The sequence below is a fragment of the Methylocystis heyeri genome, from assembly GCF_004802635.2.
GTDB classification, from domain to species: domain Bacteria; phylum Pseudomonadota; class Alphaproteobacteria; order Rhizobiales; family Beijerinckiaceae; genus Methylocystis; species Methylocystis heyeri.
Window position 1 is genome coordinate 916,139 of sequence record NZ_CP046052.1, and the last position, 23,894, is coordinate 940,032.

Genomic DNA, 23,894 nt, shown 5'->3' on the forward strand with positions numbered 1-23,894 from the left:
CGGCGTCGGGAGTTGTTCTGGATGACGCCACGATCTGCGAAACGGTCGTTCTCTCCCTTCAGGCTTTCGCAACGGTTGGCGATGAGTTACGCAATTGCGCAATTCGCTGCTCGGCATCTTGAGGGCGTCGGTCGATGAATCAGAGGCTAATCTATGACGTCGGCATGCATACGGGAGCCGATTGCGATTTCTATCTAAAAAAGGGATTCAATGTCGTCGGGATAGAAGCCAATCCGGCTCTCGTGGCGCATTGCGAAAAGCGGTTCGCGTCCGAGATCGAATCCGGGCGGTTGCAAATCGTCAACAGAGCTGTGAGCGAAGCACAGGGAACGATCGAGTTCTATATAGACGATGACAATCTCCTCTGGGGAACGGCGGAGCCCGAAGCCAGGCAAAGATTCCAGGAGATGGGGCACGCGCTGCGGGTTATCGAGGTCCAAGCGACCACGATGAAGGAGATATTCGCCTCGTTTGGGGTTCCCTATTACATGAAGATCGACATTGAGGGTTACGATCATCTGTGCCTGCTGGGCCTGGAGGGGATATCCGGCAGGCCCAGACATATTTCGGTAGAGGCCAGCGCCACCTCATTTGAGGCGACGCAGGCTCAGCTCGAATTGCTCAAGAGCTTCGGCTACACGAAATTCAAACGGGTTTTGCAGAATAACGTGCACAAGCAAAAATGCCCCACGCCTGCGCGCGAGGGGAAATATGTGCAGTATGAATTCGGGGCGAGCTGCAGCGGTCTGTTCGGAGAGGAACTGCCCGGGCGGTGGCTCAGTTTCGACGAGGCGGTCAGAGCTTACAGGATATTCTACTGGAAGGTGGGCATGATCGGGCCTCATACCGGCGTCTTCAGGGCGGTAAAGAGCCGATTGGCCGGGCGCATACTCGGGCGGCTGTTTTACCCCGGCGGAGGTTGGTACGACACGCACGCCACTTACTGACGACTTCGGGACGATGCGGGACGGCCAGAAACGCAGCTATAGACAAGAGCTTATTCCGCTCATATTTTTCTTCGGGCAGCTGGTTTTTCGTGGGGACCGATGCAAAGAATCCGTGGCGCGCTCCGTTTTTTCGTTCCATTTCGTCACTTCGTGGAGTCCTGCCTGGGGCGGCGGCTTCCTTTGCCTTCGTTCGCTGTTTCGCCGCCGCGCATGCCGGCGTTCGCCGCGAAAGGCGACGAGGATTTTCAGTCCGCTTATCGGGGGCGTTCGGCGGAAATTTTCTTCGCGAACGACGGCCCCGTGATTTACAAATGGCCACACTATTTTGCGGTCTATGATCAGTTGCTCGGGCCGTTGGTCGGCACGGAAGTCAGAATGCTCGAAATCGGCGTGTGCAAGGGAGGCTCGCTCAAGCTCTGGCGAGAGTTCTTTGGACCAAGAGCGGTGATCTTCGGCATAGATATCGATCGCCGCTGCGCGGCCTTCGACGGCCAGTTCGCCAGCGTGCGGATCGGCTCTCAGGACGATTCCGATTTCCTTCGGAAAGTCGTCGCTGAAATGGGCGGATTGGATGTCGTGCTGGACGACGGGTCGCACGTAGCGAGTCACCAGCGCGCCAGTTTCAATGCGCTGTTTCCTCTCCTCAGTGAAGGCGGGCTTTATATCATCGAGGATATGCACACCGCCTATTGGGCCGAATATGAAGGCGGCTTGAGGAAACAGGGCACGGCAGTCGAGTTTCTCAAGGAGAAAATCGACGAGATGCACAGGCATTACCGCAATCCGGAGTTGAACAGGCCCGAGTCCATGCCGGAGATAGAAAGCGTGCAATTTTTCGATTCAATTGCGGTGGTTCGAAAGCGCAAGCAACTGCCGAGGTTTCATATGCCTCGTCCATCGCCGCAATGACCGGTTTGCGAGTGCGCGGGTTGGTTCCTGCCGCGGCGTTATATCATGCGACGATTTGTCCGGGCTGAACATTGCTCTATGCCGTTCATAATTCATGCTTATTTGTCTTGCCGCGTTTACCCTGTCTGCCGTTACGAAACAGGTGCGGGCTTTATGCTGCTCTCAAAAATGAGAATCCCGAGGCTGTGGGGCGCGGTTCTGCTCATATGTCTCACATGCGCAGGGTGCGATACGACTTCGAACCTGGGCCCGCTTTCGCCCGAGGAACTGGATGCGCTCAACAAATCCGTGGAAGCGTCTCCCACTTTGCAGGCGGGCGAAAAAATTCGGATCACCGTTTTCGGGGAAGATCGTCTTTCCGGCGAATATGAGATCGATCCGGCCGGTTATGTGTCGCTTCCCTTGGCCGGCAACGTAAAGGCGTCGGGCTTGAGCAAGCCGCAGCTCGAACAAGCGCTCGCCAAAAAATTTCGCAGCGAATATCTGCGTGATCCCAAAGTCACGGTCGACGTGGCGAGCTTTCGGCCCTTTTTCATATTCGGCGAAGTCGCAAGGCCCGGAAAATATCCGTTCGAGAGTGGGCTCAACGCAATAACTGCAACGACTCTGGCCGGCGGCTCGACCTACCGCGCGAGTCGCACGAAAATCCTGATCCAGCACTCAGGCGAGGCGGGGTTTCACGAATATTCGCTGGCGCCGAATGTTCCGGTGCTCCCCGGCGATCTGATCAAAGTGCCCGAACGGTTTTTTTAGCTGTTGATCCGATCGCGCCTTGTGCTGGGATGAACTTCCAGAGAGGCGGAAGGTTTCATGCGAAGGATGCAGGCCTTGTCGGCGCCCGAGGGCCGAGCCGCAACTCGTCTCGCGAATGGAGGCGGAGCCCTGAAAGCGATAGGATGTCGTAGCGATGCTATCGAATTCGCAATTGAAAAATCGCCCCGAAATTAACGGTCTCCGCGCCCTCGCAGTGTTGGCCGTCATTCTCTTTCACGCTGGTTTCAGCCCCTTTAGAGGCGGCTACGTCGGCGTCGACGTATTCTTCGTCATCAGCGGTTACCTCATCACTTCCATCATCGTGAAGGACGTCGAAGCGGGCAGCTTCAGCTTCTGGGACTTCTATGAGCGACGCGCGAGGCGTATCTTGCCTGCGTTGTTTCTCGTCATTCTCTGCTGCATCCCTTTCGCGCGGCTTTGGATGATGCCGATGGAGTTGAAAGCCTTTTCCGCAAGCGTCGTCTGGGTCTGCCTTTTCGTATCAAATATACTTTTCTGGCGTCAGAGCGGCTACTTCGACGAAGCCGCGGAGCTGAAGCCTTTACTGCACACATGGAGCCTCGCGGTCGAAGAGCAATTCTACATCGTTTTCCCTGTTGCGGTCCTTTTCATGTGGCGCTTCGGTCGCAACAGAGTGAAATTGTCGATCGCGATCGTCGCTGTCGCAAGCCTCGCGCTAAGCGAATATATGTCTCGAAGCCATCCTTCAGTTGATTTTTTTTGGCTTCCGACACGAACCTGGGAGCTAATGGCGGGAGCGCTGTGTTCTTTCGTCACGCCGAAGGCTGGCGCCATCCGAGACAATTTTCTGTCAGGCGTCGGCCTTGCCGCTATTGCGACGTCGGTTCTTATTTTCAACAAGACAACGCCTGTCCCCTCTCTCATCACGCTCCTGCCTGTACTGGGGACGAGTCTAATCATACTGTTTGCAAGAGAGGAGACGTTCATCTGCTCAATGCTTTCGTCGGGTCCGCTGGTCGCTGTCGGCCTCATGAGTTACAGCGCCTATTTGTGGCACCAACCCTTGTTCGCCTTCGCTCGCCTTCGCTCTCTGAAAGAGCCGTCGCCACAGTTGATGATTTTGCTTTCCTGCATGTCCATCATGCTCGCATATCTCAGCTGGCGCTTCGTAGAGACGCCCTTGCGCAGAAAGGGAGCCATGCCGCTCCCAAGCGGCAAAATAGCGTTCTCCGCGCTGGGTTTGTCGGCCGTGCTTCTCGTGACGCTAAGCTGGTGGAGCAGCAATAATATCGCTTTTCCGAAAGGATTGGAGGCCCTTCAGGACCGCATAAGGGTGAATTACGGACTGAGCGAGGATTGCGAAGGCGATATGAATGGTTCACGGAATTGCCGAACCAGTGAGGCGCCTGAGGTTTTATTGTGGGGCGATTCGTTCTCAATGCATCTCGCCGATGGAATAAGAGCGTCGGCCGCCGAAGTATCCTTGATTCAACTGACGCAGTCTGTCTGCGGCCCATTTATCGGCATCGCGCCTACCAGCGCGAGTTATCCTGTCGCCTGGGCGAAAAAATGCATGGCGTTCAACGACCATGTCATCGAATTCATCAAGCATACGAAGTCCCTCAAATATGTGATCATGAGTTCGCCATTCTCACAATTTGTCGATGACGACTCTTACGTCGTCGTTCGTGATGGATCGGTGGTTCTTGGAAAAGAAGTCGCGTTAGAGTCATTCAGAAGCACCCTTGATACGCTGATGAAGCTCGGCGTGACGCCGGTTGTCTTTGCGCCCCCTCCAAGTCCCGGGTTCAACGCCGGCATGTGTTTGGTGAAGGCGAATATATATGAGGCGCCACCGCAGACTTGCTCGTTCACGCTGGTGGAGGCGATCGAACGTCAGCGGTCCGTGCGTGATTTCCTCCATGAAATTTCAAAGAACTATAAAGTAGTGTGGCTGGACGAGGCGATGTGCAGGGGAGGCGACTGTTTCGCCAGCCGAAGCAACACGTTCATATATCGGGACTCCGCACACCTGTCTCATGAAGGCAGCGCCCTGCTTGGAACAGAAATGAATTTTTATGGGCTGCTGGCCAGCGCGGCCGGAAACAGGATGGCTGAATAGGCTGGCCGGCGTACGGCCGGTTTTGCGCGCAGCCCGGAGTGCGAACAGCCAAAATGTCGCAGCAAAGGCGTCTCGCTTCTATATTGCCACATGTCTGAGGATTGGGGATTATGGGTCTGATTGGCGAATTTTATCAGAGCGATAACAAGGGCTCGAGATGAATTTTCGTAGGACGATCGCTCGACTGGCGGTCCTCGCTCTGGGAGCGCTGGCGTCGGTCGACGCCATCGCCGACGAGGAGGCTCCGACGGTTGCGGCTATGGGGCCGGCGCTCGGGCCTGATCCCAATCAAAGCATGTCGATCGATGGATGGCTGGTCTACCCCACTTTCATGACAGGGGTGATTTTCAACGACAATATCTACCAGACCCAAATCAACCGGCGGGCCGGCGTGGGTTTGAGCCTGCAGCCGAACATTTTGGCCGAGCAGGACAACGGCCTGCACAAGACCAGCGTCCATATCAACGCCTATGCCGAAATTTATCCGGGGCAGGGCGGTTCCGAATTGCTGGTTTCTCCGGGATTGGCGCCGGCGGTCTATGTTTCGCCGACCAATGTAACCGGGAGGGCCGCGGTCAGCCATGTCTGGACGCCGATGGCTGATCTCTCGGTCAAAATCATCGGCGAATACGAACGCCAAAGCGGTTTGTTCGCCACAAATTTATGGGGCGCTCAGCCCGAGCCGGCCGTGGCGAGCGGCGTCGCCGTTTCGAGCGTCCCTCAATATTCAAATCAGTTCACCGGGCAGATTTCGGTGGAAAAGCAACTCGCCGATCGCTGGTTCGTAAGAGGCTCTGCGGGCGCGCAATATATTTCGTACGATAGTCGGCCTGTCGCCTCGACCTGGGCGCTCGGACTCTCTGGCGCGGTCTCGAATAATTTTGCCGCGCAGAACGGCAATTCCTACAATGCGGCTCTGCGCGCCGGTTTCTGGATCACGCCGCAGCTTTACGCATTCATTCAGCCGGAAGCCGACATCAGAATCTATCAGGAATCCTACACCAACACCAACGGCTACGACATTCTTTGCGGCGTGGGCTTTCCGCGAACCGGCCTTTATAGCGGCGAGATCTATGCTGGATACCAAACCCAAACGAGCGCGTGGGGCAATTACGGCGGCCGCGTCTCCAGTCCGGCACTAGGAGTTCGTTTCGCCTGGTATCCGACCGAATATTTCGTCCTGACGGCGAGCCTCAGCGAAACGCTCTCGACTGCGCCGAGTTTTTCTACGGCTTTCATAAACGGCGTTCCGTTTGCTTCGGTCATGGCTCCCGGCGAGGCGAACAACAGTCGTACGCTGCAGGCGCAGCTGCAGGGCGATTATTCTTTCTCGCCTTACTGGAAAGCGCATGTGCGCGGCGGTTTCGCGGATACGAAGTGGACCAATCCAACCAATGTTCAGACGATCTGGAACGCAGGCGGCGGCATCGAATACACGTTCTGGCGAAACGTTGCGCTGACGCTGGAATATCGCCTGGCTAAAACTTTCAATAGCCAGTCCGTCTGGTCCTCCTACAATCCGCAGATTCCCTCGGGATACACGCAGAACATCGTGTCTGCGGGGGTGCGTTACGCCTACTAGAGCGCTTCCAGCCGAAGTGGACGCCGGTTCGGCGTGGGAAACGCGTCGAAACAACAATTTGGAGTCTTTTTCATGGTTCCGTGGAACATGAAAAGACTCTATATGGCGTTCGGTTTAAACGCGTTCGAACGCGCTCCAAATCTCATCGACCGAGCATGGTCCCAAAAACTGCTTCGCGCTTTTTGGATGTTGTGGTTTGGAGCGCGGGCGGTCGTTCCGATTTTCATCGCGCAGAGTGCGGCGCTTTCGAACGCGTCGGAGCTGCGGGGAACGACGGAGGGCGGGCGGCCCCGTGGTTTAGGGGCCCCGGGCATGAGCAGGTCCGCCGGCATGGATCTGAAGAGATCGGCTTGGGGAACAGGCGGCGGCAAGGGCGAGACGCACCCTCGCGGCGGTTTGGGTGACGCGGGCGGCGATCTTCAACGGCCGCAGCCGCAGGGGCCGGAGTCTTTGCTCGTTGGGAAACGCAAAAAAAGCGCGCCTCGGATGGCCGGGGCGCGCAACGGGCGTTCGCGGAGACTGTTCGGTCCGATCGAAACGGCGTTCGATCAGGGCTGAACTTCCTTCGAATAGTCGTCGATGAGCTGGCGAGAGATCGCGCCGGGCGTGAATTTGTAGGGACCGGCTTCCGAGACCGGCGTAACCTCGGCGCCAGTGCCGCAGATGAAGCACTCTTCCATGCCGGTGAGCTCGTCCGGCATGATGCGCCTTTCGATCACATTCAGGCCGCGCTTTTTGGCGAGACCGATGACTGTGCGCCGCGTGATGCCGTCGAGGAAGCAGTCGGCGATCGGCGTGTGAATCTCGCCGTCCTTGACGAAAAAGATATTGGCGCCGGTGCATTCGGCGACGCGGCCCTGCCAGTCGAACATCAGGGCGTCGGCATAGCCGCGCCGTTCGGCCCGGTGCTTGGAGATCGTGCAGATCATGTAGAGACCGGCGGCCTTGGCCAGGGAAGGCGCGGTCGCGGGATCAGGGCGGCGATATTCCGCGATGTCGAGCTTGATGCCCTTCATCTTGGTCTCGACGTCGAACATGCTGGGCCAGTCCCAGACCGCGATGGCGACGTTGATGGTGGAGTTCTGCGCGGCGACCGCCATCATCTCGCTGCCGCGCCAGGCCACCGGCCGAACATAGCAGTTGGTCATGCCATTGGCCTTGACCGTGGCGCCCTTGGCGGCGTCCAGCTCCTCGACGCTGTAGGGAATTTCAAAGTCGAGGATTTGCGCCGAGCGGCGGAAGCGCTCGGAGTGTTCGCGGGATTTGAATATCACGCCGTCATAGGCCCGTTCGCCCTCGAAGACGGCGGAGGCGTAATGGAGCCCGTGGGACAGAACGTGAAGCTTGGCCTCCCGCCAGGGGACGAGCGCGCCGTTATACCAAATGAAGCCATCGCGCTGATCGAAGGGCGGCGTAGCCATGTCAATCTCCGGGGGAAGCGGGCCGCCGCCGCAAACGGGGCGGCGCGGTGGGCTAATGCACTAGCTATCGCCAGGAATTATGTCAATATAGCTGACATAAATTCGTCGCCAAGGGAATGCGCCGGGAAAGATGCTCAAGCCCGGCCGCGTGATCGCCTTTTTGGCGCATTTTTTCGGGAGACTGATCCTGTCGGCGCGAGCAAAAGCTGAGAAGGGCCGGGATTCGGGCGCCGTCGTCGCCAGGTCCCCTCACGGAGGGGCCGCCGAGGCGCCCGGCGGCGCGGACGAAACGGTCATCGAAATGATCGAGCTGTTCTTCTTCGCCTATCGGGATTTCGTGAAGGACGCCGACCGTCTGTTGGAGAATTACAACTTCGGCAGAGCGCATCATCGCGTGCTCCACTTCGTGAACCGGCGGCCGGGCCTGACCATCGCCGCTCTGCTCGACATCCTCAAAATCACCAAGCAGAGCCTCAATCGCGTGCTCAAGCCCTTGCTGGAGGGCGGATTCATCGAGGCGCGCGCCGGCGCGCTGGATCGTCGCCAGCGGCTGCTGTTTCCGACCCAGAGGGGGCGGGCGCTCGCCAACGATCTGACGAGGCTCCAGTCCGCCCGCTTCGTGCGCGTTCTCGACGGGCTTGCTCCGGAGGCGCGCCGGGCGGCGACCGATTTTCTGCTGGCCATGATCGACGAGGACGACCGGACCGCCGTCCGCGCCCATCTGGAGCGCGCGGGGGCCAAGCCCGCGAAGGTCCGCGCCCTGCTCGCCGGCGCGGAGCCCTAGCCGATGACGCGAGAAAGCGCCTCCGGCGACGGCCCGCATATTCTCGTCGTCGACGACGACAGGCGGATACGCGGCCTGCTTTCGCGCTTCCTGGCCGGCGAGGGCTATCTGGTCAGCGCCGTCGCCAGCGCCGCGGAGGCGGCCGAGCGACTCGGCGTCCTCGTCTTCGACCTCATCGTCCTCGACGTGATGATGCCGGACGAAAGCGGACTGCGCTTCGCAAAACGCCTTCGTGAAGCCGCGGAGCCGTGGAATGCGACTCCCATCCTGATGCTGACGGCGCTTTCCGAAACCGCAAATCGGGTCGAGGGACTGGAGGCGGGCGTCGACGACTACCTCGGCAAACCGTTCGAGCCGCGGGAGCTGGCGTTGCGCATCGCCAGCATCCTGCGGCGCACGCGGGCCGGCGCCGGCGCCGGCGGCGGCGTAGAGACGGGGTTAACGCGATTTGCAGATTTCTGCTTCGAATCCGAAAAAGGCGTGCTGCGGCGAGGGGAGCGGCTGATACATTTGACGACCCGGGAGCGCGACATCATGCGCATTCTGGCGCCCGGCGGCGTCGTGTCGCGGCGGACCCTCGCGCTCCGGGGCGATTCCGACGCCAGCGAGCGAAGCGTCGACGTCGAGATCGCGCGCCTGCGACGAAAAATGGAGGGCGCCGCGCATTGTCTTCAGACAGTGCGGGGCCAAGGTTATCGATTGATCGCCGAAAACGCCAAGCTCGGCGCAACGGAACACAGGGCATCGCGATGAGCATGGAAATAATCGAGGCCTTCACCGCCCCGCGCCGCTGGTGGCGCGGTTTCGCCGGCTGGCTGCACGAGCGCATGCCCAAAGGGCTCTATGCCCGCGCCCTGCTGATCGTGATTCTGCCGATCGTGCTGCTGCAGTCGGCGGTCGCCTATGTCTACATGGAGCGTCATTGGGAGGCGATCACCGACCGCCTCTCGGCTTCTGTGGCGCGCGACGTCGCCGCCATAGCGGACATCTATTCCAGCTTTCCCCAGGACAAGAGCCACGAGATCCTTTCGCGCATCGCGATACTGGACCTCAATATGCAGGCCACCGTTCTGGAGAAGCAGGCCCTGCCGGTTCCGGCGCCCAAGCCGTTTTTCTCCCTGCTCGACCACACCCTGACGCGGGAGCTCAAGAGGCGGCTGAAATATCCTTTCTGGATCAACACCGCCGACCCCGGCAATGTGGTGGAAATCAGGGTGGCGCTCGACGACGCGACTCTGCACATCCTGACCTCGCGCACCCAGGCCTATGCGACCAACTCCTATATCTTCTTCATCTGGACCACGGTCGCTTCCGTGGTGATCATAGCGATCGCCACCTCTTTCCTGCGCAATCAGGTGCGCCCCATCCTGCGCCTCGCCAAGGCGGCCGAGGAGTTCGGCAAGGGCAGGGACGCGCCTTTCAGGCCCACCGGAGCGCGGGAGGTGCGCCAGGCGGGCGCGGCCTTCGTCGAAATGAAGCGCAGGGTCGAGCGCGCCATCGAGCAGCGCACCACCATGCTCAACGGGGTCAGTCACGATCTTCGCACCATCATCACCCGTTTCAAATTGTCTCTGGCGCTGATGGGACAGGGCAATGAAGCCGCCGAGATGCGCAAGGACGTCGAGGAGATGGAGCGCATCGTCGAGGCCTATCTCGCCTTCGCCCGCGGCGACGGCGGCGAGACTCCGGCCTCGACCGACATCGGCGCGATCCTCCGGGACCTCCAGGCCGACACGCAGCGACTCGGCGTCGAGGCGCGCCTCGAAATCGCGGGCAACCCAGTCGTGGTCGCTCGGCCGGCCGCGGTCAGGCGGCTGTTCGCCAATCTCGTCGGCAATGCGCAGCGCTATGGGAAACGCATCGACGTCGCCATGTCCAATGACGGCAAAACCCTGAACGTCACCATCGACGACGACGGGCCCGGAATCCCGGTCGACCGGCTCGAGGACGCCTTCCGGCCATTCTACCGCCTCGACGAATCGCGCAACCAGGATCACGGCAATTCGGGCCTCGGCCTCGCCATCGCAAGGGACATCGCCCGCGCCCATGGCGGGGAGATCAGCTTGTGCCGCAGCCCCTTGGGCGGATTACGGGCCAGCGTGACCCTGCCGGTTTGAGGGGCCCATTGTTCGGGGCGCGTTGTTTCGACAGCATATTGGCGCGGGATCGAGGGTCTCCGCTTCTCGAAAGCGGTCTCCTCTCGCGCCAAATAGCGGGGAGCGACGAGGGAATGATCGAGAATACGCACCTAATTAGGCGCATCAGAGAGTTGGCTGATCTCGCCGACCTTACATGTCCGTCTAAGATGCGGGAGCTGATAGGGGTTTGTGAGGATAAAATTGACCTGCAAGGCGGCGGTTTCATATGCGCCGCGGAATTACTCGGCGTGCGTGGTGAGGTCTTATATACAATAGTGCCGGGACAGCTGATATTTGATTTTAAATGATGAATTTCTGTCTATTCTTGTTAATTCTGCTGAAATCGAGAAATTATTCTGTGTCGCAGAACGGCGCGCGTCCGTCAAAGGCGGTTGCCATATGGCAGGAGCCGATAGAATCAGGCCGGACGCTCGCGAGGCGCCGCCGGGCAAAAGGCGTGTGACAGGCCAATCGCCTTTGCCGAGCGCGTTTCCCTTGTGAGCGGCGCGCGAGCGTGCTAGGCGGATGGTGGATCGGGAGCGGCGGAGGATGCAGCGCGCCTCGTTCGCCGGACGGGGTATAGCGCAGCCCGGTAGCGCGGAAGTTTTGGGTACTTCAGGTCGCAGGTTCGAATCCTGCTGCCCCGACCACCCGACCGGGCCCGCAATCGCGGGCGAATGCTTGAACAGACAGACACCGAGGCCACATGACCGCTCGAATTTATTGCCCTGCGGCGAGCGCAACCCAGTCGGCTCCCGGCGCCGGCAAATCCTGGGTGCTTCGCTACGATGCCGAGTCGGCCCGCTCGATCGAGCCGCTGATGGGCTGGACCTCTTCGTCGGATATGAAATCGCAGATCCGGCTGACCTTCGACACCAGGGAAGAGGCGGTCGCCTACGCCGAGCGCAACGGCATTCCCTACCGCGTCGAAGAGCCCAGGCTTTCGACCGCCAAGCGCCGAATCGCTTCCTATTCGGATAATTTCAAGACCACCCGCGTCGGCCTTTGGACCCACTGACCAAAGGCTTTGGTTAGACTCCGTAGCTCAGCTGGATAGAGCAACTGCCTTCTAAGCAGTAGGTCGCAGGTTCGAATCCTGCCGGGGTCGCCACTTCGGAAAACAACGCCGGGCGCGCCCATGCCGCCGGCCGCCGCCATAAAACAGCCCGCGCTTGGTTTGTCAGGCGATCAACTCGCGCTAAGGTGGTTGGCGTTCGAATTGTGCGAGAGCGACGATCCTGCAGTGCGGGAGCGCTTCTCTGCGATGATGGGGCGCCGCCGCCATGGCGATCGACACCGACCGAATCGACGACTGCGTGCTCGCGCTGCTGCTGCTCGGGCGCCATGATGGCTGTCGCGTCTGGAAGTCGTTCGACTGGGAGGCGATGGATCGGCATCCACGCCGCCTCCCCCATAGCGAGCGCGGTTTACCAAAAAATCAAAGTGATGCGATGGGCCTAGATAGCCCGCAATGCGCGGGCGTTCAGACGCGCGCCCTGAAAGGGATGCTTGCCGGCAGCGGAATTTGCGGTTTCGGTTTTACCTGCGGATAACGCTTAGAGCGCATTGTCGCAAAAATTGATATGGTGTTGCGATAAGATGCGCTCCAAGGTTTATCCGACCCGATTGCCCGCGATCGAATGCAAAGCGCACCAGCGCCGGAGAAGCAGATGGCCAACAAGAACATTGTCCGCTTGCTCGAAGCCAAATTCAGCGAGTCGCAGCGCGATTTGCGCTCCGCGGTCATCGATTTCGGCATAAGCGACGAGAAACTGCTCGAGCTGCGAGCCGCCGTGCGGCGCGCCGAACAAGACCTGCAAGACGCCAAAAAGAAGAAGGGAATTCTCGGCGTTCTGGGGTTGTAGACGTACCCGCCCGCCCGGAGCGCCGTGGGCCGGATGTTTCGAGCCGGGGCGGCTCATATCGGCCGGCCGCGGGCGTCATGCCAAATGGTTCCATAACATATTGGCTGGCGGCGCGCTCATCCACTCCAGGCAGGCGGAGGGATCTGGGCGTTCTGTCGTAGTTTTTCCAACGTCAGCGGATCGGCGGCGCCGGCGCAGCAGCGCGCGAGGGCTTGCTCGAAGATCGGTTCGCCCGGCGCCGCGGCGGCGAAGAGCGTCACGCTCGATCTGAATTTGAGCCAGTCCGGATAGCCGAAGATTTCTTCGATCGGCTTGCCTCTCTCGACGACGAGACGAACGCATTCGAGCAGCCGGCTCCCCAGCAGGGGATGGCCGAGATAGGCCCGCGCCTCCTCCAGGGAGCCGATGGCGTATTTTTGCGCCATGGGCGAAGCGCCGAGCCCCCTGATCTGCGGAAAGACGAACCACATCCAATGGCTAGACTTTTTGCCCGCGCGTAGTTCCGCCAAGGCCCTATCGAGCGTGGCGCTTTGCGCGCTGAGGAAGCGCGAGAGGTCGAAGGGGTCGCAGCTTTCGGTCATTGATACGCTTTCCTTGGGCGCAGGAGTCTCGATCCGCTTCGGCTGGCAAGCCCGCCGCCCCATTTTCGGAGGACATTGCGCGGGGGAGGGCGTTTTTCAATGGCGGCCGGGCGGCGCGAGCTTAGCGCGATAGCGCGTCGGCGTTGCGGAATTCCGTTAATAACGATAGTTAGTAACGATCGTTATTAACGATGATGCCGGATTCTGTTAATAACGATGCTGGTCTGCGTTAGTAACGGCCGTTAATAACAATAGTTACTAACGCACGTTATTAACGATGGTTGCAAGTCGTTCTCGGCGCTGCTATCACGAGGAAAACCGGGGGCTGGACATGGCGTTGAGCAACAGCGAACGGCAGGCGAGATGGCGGGCGAAGCTGAAGGCTCAGGCCGCCTTGGGAAACGCGCGTCTTCTCGATGTGCTTCGGGAACATATGCGCAAATTGCTGCTGCACGACGTCGATCTCTCCCAGGATTTTACCGAGGAGGAGCGGCGCCTCTGGATCGACGCCGCCGAGAGCGTGATCGCCCAGAAAGACAACGAACTCATGGAGGTGCTGAACGCCTTGATAGAGGCCTGGCACAAGGACGAATGCGTCGCGATCTCGCGCAGGCTCGCCGCCCAAAGCGCGGCCGGGAAAAGGGATGGCTGAAAACGCGTGTCGCGCTTTTGGCGCCCAGAATTCCCTGATCGGCGGGTCTGCCGCAACGGCTGCGTTATTCGACCTTCCGCGGGCGGGGGCGTGTTTGCCGTGCACGGCGTTGGCGGTTCTACATCGTTCTGCAGTCGATTTCGGTGGACGCGGGGGATGATCCGCTCTTTTGCGCCGTCCTGGCCGCCATCGGACTTCGACCCGTGGTTTCGTCGCGTGGACGCCGGGGATAAGCGCCGGCGTCGAGCCGCTGTATTTCGCGGGAAATCGACTTTTCAGAGTCGTCCGTTTCGCCGGGGCTCGTAACTTCTCACATTTCACGACATACTGGGCCGATTCGCAAAGCCGCGGCTCCGTAGCTCAGCTGGATAGAGCAACTGCCTTCGAAGCAGAAGGTCGCAGGTTCGAATCCTGCCGGGGTCGCCATTTTCTGGCAAAAGCAGGCGGAAATGCGGGATTTTGAATCCCGCGGATTTTCACGGATGGAATTGTGACATGACCGGGCGCGAGCCGACTTCGAGTCGAGACGATTATTTGGGCCGCGTGCGCGACGCCTTGGACGCCGGCGGCGTCGAAGCGATCATCGCCTTGCTGAACGAGAACGACAATCCGAAGCGGGCGGCGGCCGTTTTCGGGGAGCTGCTCCAAAACCTCTATCAGACGCGCAAGGACGTCACGGGCATGATCCGCGTCGCGAATGCCGGCGTGGATTTCTGCCTCGCGCAAGCCCGCCAGGCCGCGGACCCCGCCGATGCGCTTGATTTCAGGCAGACCGCCAAGGCCATCGCCTATAACGCCGGCGCCAATTGTTGGCCGGGATGGGGCGACGAAGGCGTCGAGATCGCGCCGGAGCATATCGAAGCGGGTATGGAGCTCGCGGAAGCGAACCGCGATCTGACGCGCGAGCTGCAACTCGGGCCGGAACCGATGGCCAATGCGACCTGGCTGAACGGCGCGCTGAGGCTCGCAGCCGGCGAGCCGGTCGCGGCGCTCGCGGAATTTCGGGAGGCGCGGCGTCTGGCGGATGCCGCCGGCAAGACCGACCTTGCTTTGATGGCGGCCGGCTACGGCGCGCTCGCCCTGAAAGCCGCTCCAGCCACGGCGTCCGAGGGCGCAGAGCAGCTGGACCTCGCCTTGGCGCGGCTTCGCGAAAGCGGCTCGCAGGAGGCGAGGTTTTTCGCCGATCAGATCGTCACGGCGAGCAAGATCCTTTCGTGAAGCGCGCCGCCGGTCTCCGCCGCGCCGCCCGACGCTGGAGCCGGCGCAAAAGGGCGGTCTCGATTTGCCGATCGCCCATTCGGGGATAATCTCCGCCACAGATGTCGAATCTCCAGTTTTTACATCGTCCCACTCGATTGTAGAGCGCGCCAATGATGCATCATATTCGCCGCAGGGCGCTGGGGTTTGGGGTTCGCGCCGGGCTCGCCGATGTGCTCGCGCCGCGCGATCCGCTGGACGAAGAGACGCTTCAGGACATCGACGACCTGGCCCGGGGCCAAATGGAGGTCTGGACGCAGCAGAAGATCAGCCGCAGCTGGCTCCTGGAGAATTTCGAATATCTGCATCCTCATCCCTGTCTTTTCATCCTGGAAATCGAGGGAAAGAGCGTAACGGTCCAAAAGAAGCCGGATGTCGCGGTCCCGCCGGAAGAACGGCCGAATTATGAGAGGCTGCGCCGATCCTACGCTGAAAGAATCCATTGCTACCGCATCTTTCTCGAGCGCGCGCTCGAGCGCTCCGGCCTCGACCTTCATGTCACGCTCGCCCTGAATGCGGACGACATAGGTCTCGATTGCAGCCAGGCGCCTCTGTTCGCCTTCCAGAAAAGGGAGGGCAGCCTCAACCCGCTGCTTCCCGACGCCCATTTCCTCTATTCCAACTGGTATCGGAACTTTCGCGACACCCTTTCCTATGACGACAAACGGATCGCCGGATGCTTTGCGGGGTCTTCGACGGGAGGCTCCGGCGGGTCCTATATGGTGGACGAAGAGGTCGTCAGAGAAGGCCGCAATCCGCGTCTGCGGGCCGCCGCTCATTTCGTGAAAGGCGACTTCGTGGATTTTCGCATCACCAGGGCCGTGCAATGCGCCAATCCGGAGGTCAAGGCCTGGATCGAGGCGCAGCCCTATTTCACCAAGCCGATCGGATATCGCCAGCAGTTCCGCAACAGGTTTCTGGTTTCGATGGACGGCAACGGGGCCGCCTGGTCGCGTTACGCGATCGGCTTGAAGAGCAATTCGGCGATCATAAAATACCAGTCGCCCTTCGTCCTGTATTATTTCCCCAAGATGACGGCGGGGCGCGAATATCTTTCGGTTTCGAGCGAGGCCGAGGTGGAGCGCATCGTCGAACTCGAACGCCGGCGTCCCGGCGCGCACCGCCATGTCGCAGATGGCGGGCGGCGGTTCTTCGCCCGCTATCTGCGGCAGGACCGCGTCATCGCCTATACGGCGGCGCTTTTGCGGCGATATTCGGAGTTTTACAACTCGCTTTCCTGAGGCAGTTTCTGCGCGCGACGCGGCGCACTGGACCTGGCCCCGGCCTTGCAGCTTGAAATAAAGGGGTTTTCCGAGGCTGGAGCGGGCGTTATGAGAATTTTGTGATAGTTGTCGCATAGGGGGAGACGCTCACGCTCTGCGAGCGAGGGGAGGCGGCTGGCGCTTCATGAAGTCGGGAGCTTTGAAAATCTGGCGAACGACGCGACGTCTCATCGTTGCGCGGCAGGGCGACGCGGATGGCGGCGCGCCTTCGTCTTTGGTCGTCGAGGCGTTTTCATGAAATCTCCGAAGGCGCCGAGGCCCAAGAAAAAGGCAGCGATCGGAGAGGAGCCCCGCAGGCAATACGCCGCCCTGCCATGGCGCATCGGCGAGGGCGTGGAGATCCTGCTGGCGTCCTCACGCGAGTCGAGGCGCTGGATCATCCCCAAGGGCTGGCCGATGAGAGGCAAAAAGCCTCACGCCGCCGCCGCGCTGGAAGCGCTCCAGGAGGCGGGGCTGGTCGGGAAGATCGAGAAGATCAGGATCGGCGCTTTCCATTATCACAAGCGGCTGAAGAACGGCGCGGACATACTCTGCCAGGTCGACGTTTTTCCGATGCGCGTGCAGCGGCAGCGCAAGAGCTGGCCTGAAAAAGAGCAGCGGGTGACGCAATGGTTCACCTTTGCGGACGCCGCCGAGGAGGTTCGCGAGCCCGAGCTCAAGACGTTGATCCTCGACTTCGGCGAAAGGCAAACGGCGGCGAAGTGAGCGCCGCGCGGCGCAGCGCTTCCACCCTTTATGCGGTTTCCCGCCGACCGGCGCGGAAGCGGCCGTGCCGGCGTAACCAGTCTCCCTTATCGGCCGGATGATGCGGCGTTCTTCATCGCCGCAAATCCCGCCTCGAGATCCGCCTGAAGGTCGGCCACGTCCTCGAGCCCGACCGAAAAACGCAAGCCCGGCCCCTCGGCCTTCCATTCGGTTGCGGTGCGCGAGCGGCTGCAATCGAAGGGTATGACGAGGCTTTCATAGCCGCCCCAGGAATAGCCGATTCCAAACAGCTCCAGCCTGTTCAGAAAGGCGGACACGGCTTCTTTCGGCGTCGGCTTCAGAATCACCGAGAACAGGCCGGCGGCGCCGCGAAAGTCGCGGTTCCACAAAGCGTGATCGGGATGCGAGGGCAGGGCGGGATGCAGCATCCGGGAGACTTCCTCGCGTTCTTCCAGCCATTTCGCGAGCGCGAGGCCCGCTCCCTGCTGCTCGCGCATGCGCAGCTCCATCGTGCGCAGGCCCCGCAGCGCGAGATAGGCGTCGTCGCCGCCCGGGCACATGGCGAAAGCGTCGTAGGTGGCGCGCAGCCTTTTGGCCCAGGCCTTGTTGGCGGAAACCAGCCCCATCAGCAGATCGGCGTGACCCGAAAGATATTTCGTCCCCGCCTCGACGCTGATATCCACGCCATGCTCGTGAGCGGGAAAAAACAGCGGCGTCGCCCAGGTGTTGTCCAGTATGACGCAGACTCCGCGCTCCGCTGCGGCCTTGGCTATGGCGGGAACGTCCTGGATCTCCATGCTGAGAGAGCCGGGCGACTCGGCGACGACGGCGCTGGTGTTCTGGCGTATGAGGCCTGAAATCCCGGCTCCGATGCGGGGATCGTAATATTCCGTCTCGACTCCGAAGCGCTTCAGGACGCCGTCGCAGAAGATGCGGGTCGGTTGATAGGCGGAATCGGCTGCCAGCACATGGTCGCCGGCCTTGGCGGCGGTCATCAGGGCGAGTGCAATCGCCGCGAGCCCCGAGGACGTCGCGACGCTCAGCTCGGCGCCGGCTATCTCGCTCCAGGCCTCTTCCAGAGCGCGCGTGGTCGGCGTGCCCTTGGTTCCGTAGGTATAGGGCTGATCCAGCGACTGAAACGCCTCCGCGCTTTCGAACAGGACGGTGGAGCCGCGATAGACCGGCGTGTTGACGAACCCATATTGATCGGACGGCCGGCGGCCGGCGTGGACGAAGCGGGTGCGGCTATTGTTTTTCCGCCTTGTTTCCTTGGTAGTCTTGGTCATTGCTCCTCCCTGGGGCGTCGCGCGGGCCACATTAGAGCGCTTATCCGCCGGACGTCATCGTCCGGTCGACAAGAATTCGCTCCAGATCGTCGGATGAGCGCATTCTCAACGCAAAAGCATGCCAGCTTTTGCGCAAATGCGCTCCAACCCACCGGCGCAGCGAGGCCGAGACACAAGGCGTTCGATGACATTTCCGATTTCCCCTAGGCCGCTCTCCGGAAACATCCTCATTTCCCGCGCGCGGGGCCGGCTCCCGACCGCTCGGAGAATATGGAATGCGCTGTTTGCGACGGCGCTGGCGCTGGCCTGGGCGCTCCCGGCCTCCCCTTCGCTCGCCCAATCCGAGGATCATCCTTCCACGCTGCGCGAGATCAAGAAGCGCGGCTCGGTCGCCTGCGGATTGGCGGCGCCGGCCCCCGGTTTCGCCGAACAGAACGAGGCGGGCGCCTGGACCGGCTTCGACGTCGACTTTTGCCGGGCTCTGGCCGCGGCGATTTTCGACGATCCCTCCAAGATCAAAATCACGCCGCTGTCGGCCAAGGAAAGGATCGGGGCGTTGCAGTCGGGCAGCGTCGATCTGCTCCTGCGCGGCGCCCCCTGGACGCAGGCGCGCGACGCCGGGCAGCAGGCGCTTTATGCGGCCATTTCCTTTTTCGGCGGGCAGGGGTTCCTCGCGCGGCGAAAAGCCGAAATACAGAAGGCGCGCGACATGGCGGAACTCGCCGTCTGCGTACAGCAGGGAACCTCGCAGGAACTCGATGTCGCCGATTACTTCCAGCAGCGGGAGGTCGCTTTTCAGCCGAAGCCCTTCGCTTCGCTGGAGGAGGCCGCCAAAGCCTATGAAGCCGGGCAGTGCAACGTCATTTCGGCCGATGTCGCCGCCCTCTACGCCATCAGGGCGAAGCTCTCCCAGCCCGAAAGCCATGCGGTGCTGCCCGAACTCGTCGCCAAGGCTCCGGTCGGGCCGATCGTGCGGCAGGGCGACGACCAATGGTTCAACATTGTCCGATGGGCTCATTTCGCCATGCTCGACGCCGAAGAGCTCAATGTCTCCTCCGCCAATGCCGACGCCGAGCTGCAGTCCCGAAACCCGGATGTGCGGCATATGCTCGGGGTAGACGGGGATTTCGGGGAGGGGCTAGGGCTCACCCCGGACTGGGCCTATCGGGTGATAAAGGCGGTAGGCAATTACGGCGAGGTTTTCGAGCGCAATCTCGGCCAGAAGTCGCCGCTCAACATGGAGCGCCGCCAGAACGCCCTTTGGTCGAACGGAGGGCTCATGTATGCGCCTCCGGTCAAGTAAAGCGCCGCGCGCTCGCCTGCCGAACGCGGCGGGCGGAACGGCCTCACTCCGCGCGCATCCGGCTCCACCAGGTCTCCAGCGCGGCGAGGGAGGGCTCCACAAACTGGGAGAGGCGGCCCGCAAAGCCCTCCCACTCCGAGAGAAAATCGGGCGAAACCGAGACGATTACGGGAGTCCCGGAGAGCATGGCGATGCGGAAGGCGTCGCTCAGGCCTCCCCGCGCCGCTTCCTGTTTGGCGAATTTCGAGAGCACGATCAGATCTGCGCCTTGGAGCGCGGCGCGCTCGACGCAGGCGCAGGCGAGGGCGAGTTCCCCGGTGTCGAGATTGCACGCGACCGAGCCGGGGCCGAGATCCTGTGATATGGGGAAAATCTGGCCGCTCGCGAGGTCGCGCAGGACAATGCGCTTTCGTCCCGTGTTCTGGTCGAGCACGCGCGTCTGCGCCACGCCCGCTACGGCGTGGCCCCGGCCCTTGAGTTCCTGGGCGAAAGCCTCCATCAGAGCCTGGACGGCTTGGCTTTGGTCGGCGCGGATCGCCGCGATCCGCGGCTTCTGGGCAGTTTGTTCATCAAGGGTCATCAGGGACTCGCGAACTTTCGTCGAGGCTTATGATAGCGCGCGAGGAGGCAGGGGTTCCACTCCGCCCGCGAAGAGAAATAGGGTGGTTTGCTTCTGCGACAACGCAGCCTGAGCCCCCGCCGCCAGGAGCGACGCTCGGGTCTTGCATTACCGGCGCCGCCGCCCGATTTTCTATGTCGGCTCCAACCCACGATGGTACGCCGTGAATGATAGACCCGACAATCGTCCGCTCGCGAGAAGCGGCTCGGACGCCGCAATAGACGCCTTTCTGAACGAGGCGAAAGCCCTGACGCAGGCCTCGGCCGGGGGCCGGGGGCGTTTGATCTTCGCTCTCGACGCCACCATGAGCCGGCAGCCGACCTGGGACCTCGCGCAATCGATCCAGGGCGAGATGTTCTCCGCCACGGCGGAGCAGGGCGGGCTGGAAGTCCAGCTCGCCTATTACCGCGGCTTCATGGAATGCCGGGCGTCCAGCTTCGTTTCGGGCGGTCGGGGGCTCGCCGCGCTGATGTCGAGAATTTCCTGCCAGGGCGGCCGCACCCAGATAGGCAGGCTGCTTCGCCATGTACGCGACGAGAGCAGGGCGCGGCCGGTAGCCGCTTTCGTGTTCATCGGCGACGCCATGGAGGAGAATGTCGACGACCTCGCCGGCGTGGCCGGCGAACTGGGCCTGCTCGGCGTGAAGGCCTTCATGTTCCAGGAAGGAGGAAATCCCGCCGCGCGCTTGGCTTTTCGTGAAATCGCCCGCGTGACGGGCGGCGCTTACGCCGCATTCGACGCCAATGCGCCGCGTCGCCTGGCCGAGCTGTTGAAGGCGGCCGCGGCTTATGCGGCGGGGGGACGGCTGCAGCTGGAGAAAATGGCCGAAAGCGGCGAGGCGGCGGCGCGCCTGCTTTTGTCTCAGATGTAGGCCGCCCTTGCTCGGCGTCACAGAGTCGGCGCCGGCGGGATGCCCCCTCGGCTATCCCCGCGCTTTCCCCCCGGCGTGAAAAAATCGCGGGCGGCGGGAGGAACGCGGTAATTAACTATGGAGCGCATCCGGATCGCGAGGCGCGCCGGCTTTCGCGATAATGCGCCCCGGGAGAGAGGTCACGACGACCGAAGGAACCGTTCATGCCCGTCCTTATCGGCTTTCTGGTTGTTTTCTTGACGATCTATCTGCTGCAAAGCTTCACGCGAGCCTCGCCGGTGGCGCTCGCGCGGTTCATCAAGAGTTTCGGCGGCGTGCTGCTGCTGTTCCTCGGCGCGTTCCTGTTCCTCAGGGGCGCTCTGGGGATTGCGCTCGCCTGCTGGGGGCTCGGCGTCTGGATCATGGGGCTCGGCGGCTTTTCCGCGAGCGGCTTCCGCTCCGCGGGAGCCGGCGGGGCCGGAGTATCGCGGGTCCGGTCCGCGATGATCGAAATGGAGCTCGATCGCGCCACGGGGGCCATCCGCGGGGTCATTCTCGCCGGCCCCCAGGAGGGGAAGCGGCTCGACTCCCTGACCAGGCCGCAGCTCATCGAGCTTTACAAAATATGTCTTACCGACGACCCCGAAGGCGCGCGGCTGCTAGAGGCGTATCTCGACCGCCGGTTTGCCGGATGGCGTGGCGCAGGACAGGGTCAGCAGAACGCGCGGAGCGGCGCTTCGGGCGGAGGAGGCGGCAGCCGCCGGGGCTCGATAACCGAGGATGAGGCGTATGAGATACTGGGCCTCAAGAAGGGCGCGCCTGCCAGCGAAATTGCACGGGCGCACCGCGATCTCATGAAGAAGCTGCATCCAGACCATGGAGGGACGACGGACCTCGCCGCCCGCGTCAATGAGGCGAAGGACGTCCTTATGCGCCGCCACCACGGATAGAGCGCGGGCTTCGCGCTTCCTGCGGTAAAACCGCGCGCCGGCCGCGCGTTCCGAAACGAAGGCCATGGCGCAGCTCTCAGTTCTTCGTGGCGAAGCAGGAGAAGCCCGACCGTTTCAGCGCCTTGCAGGCGGCTTCGGCGGATTGTTCCTCGAGTCCCGCGAAGCGCGCGCGGTAAAGGGTTTCATGTCCCTTCTGCACCTTCTCGGTGAAACCCTTCGCGCCGGCCGGAAGCGCGTGGCCCTGGGTGCGCGCCCGGCTCAGCAGCTCGCTCGCCTTGCCCGCATCGTCGGTGGCGCCGAGCTGGATCATCCAGCCCGAATGCGAAGGACGCCCGGCGTCCCATTTTGCGACCTGAGAGGCCTCTGTGTGCTTCACCGAGGAAGGCGTCGTGGCGGCGGCCGCTTCGTGACGGCTGGTCTTGCTCCCTGAGGCGTGAGAGGTCGAGCCGTCTGCGACGACCGCGGCCGCCGCGCGGGCGCGCTCGGCGCTGCGCGATTTGCGATTGTCCTTGGTTTCCGCATGTTTCTGGACGCCGGAAACAAAGGCCGGCCGCGGCTTTTCTTCCTGCTGCACGCCGGGAATGGCCGCCGGCGGTACGACGGGGGCCGCAAGCTGGGCGACCCTGGCTCCGCGCTGCCCGCGGGAGGGAGTCGCCGGTTCTTCTTCCTCGACGGCGGATGCGACTTCTGCGCGAGCGGGCTCCGGCTGTGCGGCCGGCAGGGTTTCGGCGACCGCAGGGCGCAGCGCGGGGGCCGCTTCGGCGACCGTCTCGCGCTCGGCGGGAGCCTCTTCGTTGATGGCCCGGGCGGTGCGGACGGCCGAGCCCTCGTCGATGTGATCCTCGATCAGATTGGCCATCAGGCGGTCGCGCGCGCCGGCGGTTTTTCCGCCGAGCACCACTGCGACGATGTGATGGCGGTCGCGCCGGACGGAGGTCAGCAGATTGAAGCCGGAGGCCTGGGTATAGCCGGTCTTGATGCCGTCCATGCCCTCGATGCGGCCCAGCAGGTGGTTGTGATTGCGATGCACCGCGCCGTTGTAGGCGAAGGAATGGGTCGAGAAGTAGCGATAGTAGCGCGGAAACCGGTCCTGGATGGCGCGGCCGAGCACGGCGAGGTCGTGCGCGGTGGTGATCTGCTCGCTGTTGGGCAGGCCAGAGGCGTTGGCGAAATGCGTGCCGTGCATGCCGAGGGCGTGAGCCTTGCCGGTCATCATCTGGGCGAAGGTCTCTTCGTCGCCCCCGATGTTTTCCGCGATGGCCACGGCGATGTCGTTGGCCGATTTGGTCACGACGGCCTTGATGGCGTTTTCGACGTCGATCGTCTCGCCGGGCGCGAGGCCGAGCTTCGAAGGCGCTTGGGCCGCCGCGTGGGAGGAGACCATCAAGGGGGAGTCGAGCCGCAGCCGACCCTTCTCCAGCTGCTCGAACAGCAGGTAGAGCGTCATGACCTTGGTGACCGAGGCGGGATGACGCGGCTGGTTTTCGTTCAGCGCATAGATCGTGCGGCCGCTGTTGCCGTCGACCACGATCGCGGCGACTCCGGCAGGGGAAACCATCTCGCCGCCGCCCTGATCCGCGGTCGCGTAGTGGCTCCGATGACGCCCGTGGCGCCTCAGCGACGCATGTCGCGCCCCATGCCGGAAATGGGCGTAATAGGTGACCACATGCCGGCTATGGGAGTGATGGTAATGGCGCCGAGCCTCCGCCGGCAAAGCGAAGACCACGGCGACTAGGACGCTGGCCAAAAGCGCAAGCCAGCCGGTTTTCCAGTCCCGAACACGCACGCTTGAACCTGACATTGCCATTGTTACTCGCCCACAAGTCTGCACAGCAACCTTGTCCGGAATTCGGCCGCAGCCGCGCCGGAGCGTTACCAAAACATCACAGTTAACCACGATAGGGG

Annotated in this window: 23 protein-coding genes and 3 tRNA genes; 21 read left to right on the top strand and 5 right to left on the bottom strand. The window is 62.0% G+C overall.

The window, feature by feature from the left end:
- Positions 1-134 precede the first annotated feature (134 nt).
- The 5 genes from H2LOC_RS04065 (at position 135) to H2LOC_RS04085 (ending at position 6,295) form a co-directional block, all read left to right on the top strand.
- Positions 135-947 carry an FkbM family methyltransferase gene (locus tag H2LOC_RS04065; protein WP_136495220.1) on the top strand — a complete coding sequence of 271 codons (813 nt, stop codon included), beginning with the start codon at positions 135-137 and terminating at the stop codon, positions 945-947.
- A 210-nt stretch (positions 948-1,157) separates the two neighbouring features.
- Entirely contained in the window at positions 1,158-1,856 is a 699-nt protein-coding gene (locus H2LOC_RS04070; RefSeq protein ID WP_162009691.1) for a class I SAM-dependent methyltransferase, read from the top strand.
- 153 nt (positions 1,857-2,009) lie between these two features.
- Entirely contained in the window at positions 2,010-2,609 is a 600-nt protein-coding gene (locus tag H2LOC_RS04075; RefSeq protein ID WP_246206977.1) for a polysaccharide biosynthesis/export family protein, read from the top strand.
- A gap of 172 nt (positions 2,610-2,781) precedes the next feature.
- Positions 2,782-4,713: an acyltransferase family protein gene (locus H2LOC_RS04080; RefSeq protein WP_162009692.1), complete on the top strand. Its 1,932-nt coding sequence runs from the start codon at positions 2,782-2,784 to the stop codon at positions 4,711-4,713.
- Between the two features lie 157 nt (positions 4,714-4,870).
- Positions 4,871-6,295: an outer membrane beta-barrel protein gene (locus H2LOC_RS04085; RefSeq protein WP_136495223.1), complete on the top strand. Its 1,425-nt coding sequence runs from the start codon at positions 4,871-4,873 to the stop codon at positions 6,293-6,295.
- Positions 6,296-6,843: 548 nt separating this feature from the next.
- Here H2LOC_RS04085 and H2LOC_RS04090 read toward each other — a convergent pair.
- On the bottom strand, positions 6,844-7,716 hold the full coding sequence (locus H2LOC_RS04090; RefSeq protein WP_136495224.1) for a branched-chain amino acid aminotransferase: 873 nt from the start codon (positions 7,714-7,716) through the stop codon (positions 6,844-6,846).
- A 301-nt stretch (positions 7,717-8,017) separates the two neighbouring features.
- Here H2LOC_RS04090 and H2LOC_RS04095 point away from each other — a divergent pair, with 301 nt between their 5' ends.
- The 8 genes from H2LOC_RS04095 to H2LOC_RS04130 all read left to right on the top strand — a co-directional run bounded on the left by H2LOC_RS04095 (position 8,018) and on the right by H2LOC_RS04130 (position 12,503).
- Complete coding sequence (locus tag H2LOC_RS04095) at positions 8,018-8,500, top strand: MarR family winged helix-turn-helix transcriptional regulator (RefSeq protein ID WP_425487332.1); 483 nt, start codon at positions 8,018-8,020, stop codon at positions 8,498-8,500.
- Between the two features lie 3 nt (positions 8,501-8,503).
- Positions 8,504-9,253, top strand: coding sequence for a response regulator transcription factor (locus tag H2LOC_RS04100; protein ID WP_136495226.1), 750 nt, complete (start codon positions 8,504-8,506; stop codon positions 9,251-9,253).
- The gene (locus tag H2LOC_RS04105) at positions 9,250-10,617 is read left to right on the top strand and encodes an ATP-binding protein (protein WP_136495227.1); all 1,368 of its coding nucleotides are present in this window, start codon (positions 9,250-9,252) and stop codon (positions 10,615-10,617) included. The genes H2LOC_RS04100 and H2LOC_RS04105 overlap by 4 nt, the downstream gene beginning before the upstream one ends.
- Positions 10,618-11,211: 594 nt before the next feature.
- Positions 11,212-11,288: transfer RNA gene (locus H2LOC_RS04110), tRNA-Pro, on the top strand.
- 56 nt (positions 11,289-11,344) lie between these two features.
- Positions 11,345-11,656 carry an ETC complex I subunit gene (locus H2LOC_RS04115; RefSeq protein WP_136495228.1) on the top strand — a complete coding sequence of 104 codons (312 nt, stop codon included), beginning with the start codon at positions 11,345-11,347 and terminating at the stop codon, positions 11,654-11,656.
- A gap of 16 nt (positions 11,657-11,672) precedes the next feature.
- Positions 11,673-11,749, top strand: a tRNA-Arg gene (locus tag H2LOC_RS04120).
- Between the two features lie 172 nt (positions 11,750-11,921).
- Complete coding sequence (locus H2LOC_RS21470; RefSeq protein WP_136495229.1) at positions 11,922-12,191, top strand: DUF6429 family protein; 270 nt, start codon at positions 11,922-11,924, stop codon at positions 12,189-12,191.
- Positions 12,192-12,308: 117 nt separating this feature from the next.
- A complete protein-coding gene (locus tag H2LOC_RS04130) occupies positions 12,309-12,503 on the top strand; it encodes a hypothetical protein (protein ID WP_136495230.1) in 195 nt (64 codons plus the stop codon).
- Positions 12,504-12,619: 116 nt separating this feature from the next.
- Here the strand turns inward: H2LOC_RS04130 and H2LOC_RS04135 are convergent, their stop codons facing one another.
- Positions 12,620-13,084, bottom strand: a complete 465-nt coding sequence (locus tag H2LOC_RS04135) for a DUF1810 domain-containing protein (protein WP_136495231.1) — start codon at positions 13,082-13,084, stop codon at positions 12,620-12,622.
- A gap of 331 nt (positions 13,085-13,415) precedes the next feature.
- Between H2LOC_RS04135 and H2LOC_RS04140 the strand changes: the two genes are divergently transcribed.
- From H2LOC_RS04140 to H2LOC_RS04160, 5 genes are all read left to right on the top strand, one after another.
- A complete protein-coding gene (locus H2LOC_RS04140; protein WP_136495232.1) occupies positions 13,416-13,736 on the top strand; it encodes a hypothetical protein in 321 nt (106 codons plus the stop codon).
- A 349-nt stretch (positions 13,737-14,085) separates the two neighbouring features.
- Positions 14,086-14,162: transfer RNA gene (locus H2LOC_RS04145), tRNA-Arg, on the top strand.
- A gap of 69 nt (positions 14,163-14,231) precedes the next feature.
- Positions 14,232-14,954, top strand: coding sequence for a hypothetical protein (locus H2LOC_RS04150; protein ID WP_136495233.1), 723 nt, complete (start codon positions 14,232-14,234; stop codon positions 14,952-14,954).
- Between the two features lie 152 nt (positions 14,955-15,106).
- Positions 15,107-16,234, top strand: coding sequence for a glycosyl transferase family 90 (locus H2LOC_RS04155; RefSeq protein ID WP_136495234.1), 1,128 nt, complete (start codon positions 15,107-15,109; stop codon positions 16,232-16,234).
- Positions 16,235-16,510: 276 nt separating this feature from the next.
- The gene (locus H2LOC_RS04160) at positions 16,511-16,981 is read left to right on the top strand and encodes an NUDIX hydrolase (protein WP_136495235.1); all 471 of its coding nucleotides are present in this window, start codon (positions 16,511-16,513) and stop codon (positions 16,979-16,981) included.
- Positions 16,982-17,067: 86 nt separating this feature from the next.
- Here the strand turns inward: H2LOC_RS04160 and metC are convergent, their stop codons facing one another.
- Positions 17,068-18,267: a cystathionine beta-lyase gene (gene metC, locus H2LOC_RS04165; protein WP_136495236.1), complete on the bottom strand. Its 1,200-nt coding sequence runs from the start codon at positions 18,265-18,267 to the stop codon at positions 17,068-17,070.
- A gap of 184 nt (positions 18,268-18,451) precedes the next feature.
- On the opposite strand from metC, the gene H2LOC_RS04170 reads away from it, so the two are divergent.
- Entirely contained in the window at positions 18,452-19,570 is a 1,119-nt protein-coding gene (locus H2LOC_RS04170) for an amino acid ABC transporter substrate-binding protein (protein ID WP_136495237.1), read from the top strand.
- Positions 19,571-19,613: 43 nt separating this feature from the next.
- Here H2LOC_RS04170 and H2LOC_RS04175 read toward each other — a convergent pair whose 3' ends face one another.
- The gene (locus H2LOC_RS04175) at positions 19,614-20,150 is read right to left on the bottom strand and encodes a DUF2478 domain-containing protein (protein WP_136495238.1); all 537 of its coding nucleotides are present in this window, start codon (positions 20,148-20,150) and stop codon (positions 19,614-19,616) included.
- A 202-nt stretch (positions 20,151-20,352) separates the two neighbouring features.
- Here H2LOC_RS04175 and H2LOC_RS04180 point away from each other — a divergent pair, with 202 nt between their 5' ends.
- On the top strand, positions 20,353-21,060 hold the full coding sequence (locus tag H2LOC_RS04180) for a VWA domain-containing protein (RefSeq protein WP_136495239.1): 708 nt from the start codon (positions 20,353-20,355) through the stop codon (positions 21,058-21,060).
- A gap of 203 nt (positions 21,061-21,263) precedes the next feature.
- Positions 21,264-21,989 carry a J domain-containing protein gene (locus tag H2LOC_RS04185; RefSeq protein WP_136495240.1) on the top strand — a complete coding sequence of 242 codons (726 nt, stop codon included), beginning with the start codon at positions 21,264-21,266 and terminating at the stop codon, positions 21,987-21,989.
- A gap of 76 nt (positions 21,990-22,065) precedes the next feature.
- Here H2LOC_RS04185 and H2LOC_RS04190 read toward each other — a convergent pair whose 3' ends face one another.
- Positions 22,066-23,790, bottom strand: a complete 1,725-nt coding sequence (locus H2LOC_RS04190; RefSeq protein ID WP_246206978.1) for a serine hydrolase — start codon at positions 23,788-23,790, stop codon at positions 22,066-22,068.
- Positions 23,791-23,894: the final 104 nt, after the last annotated feature.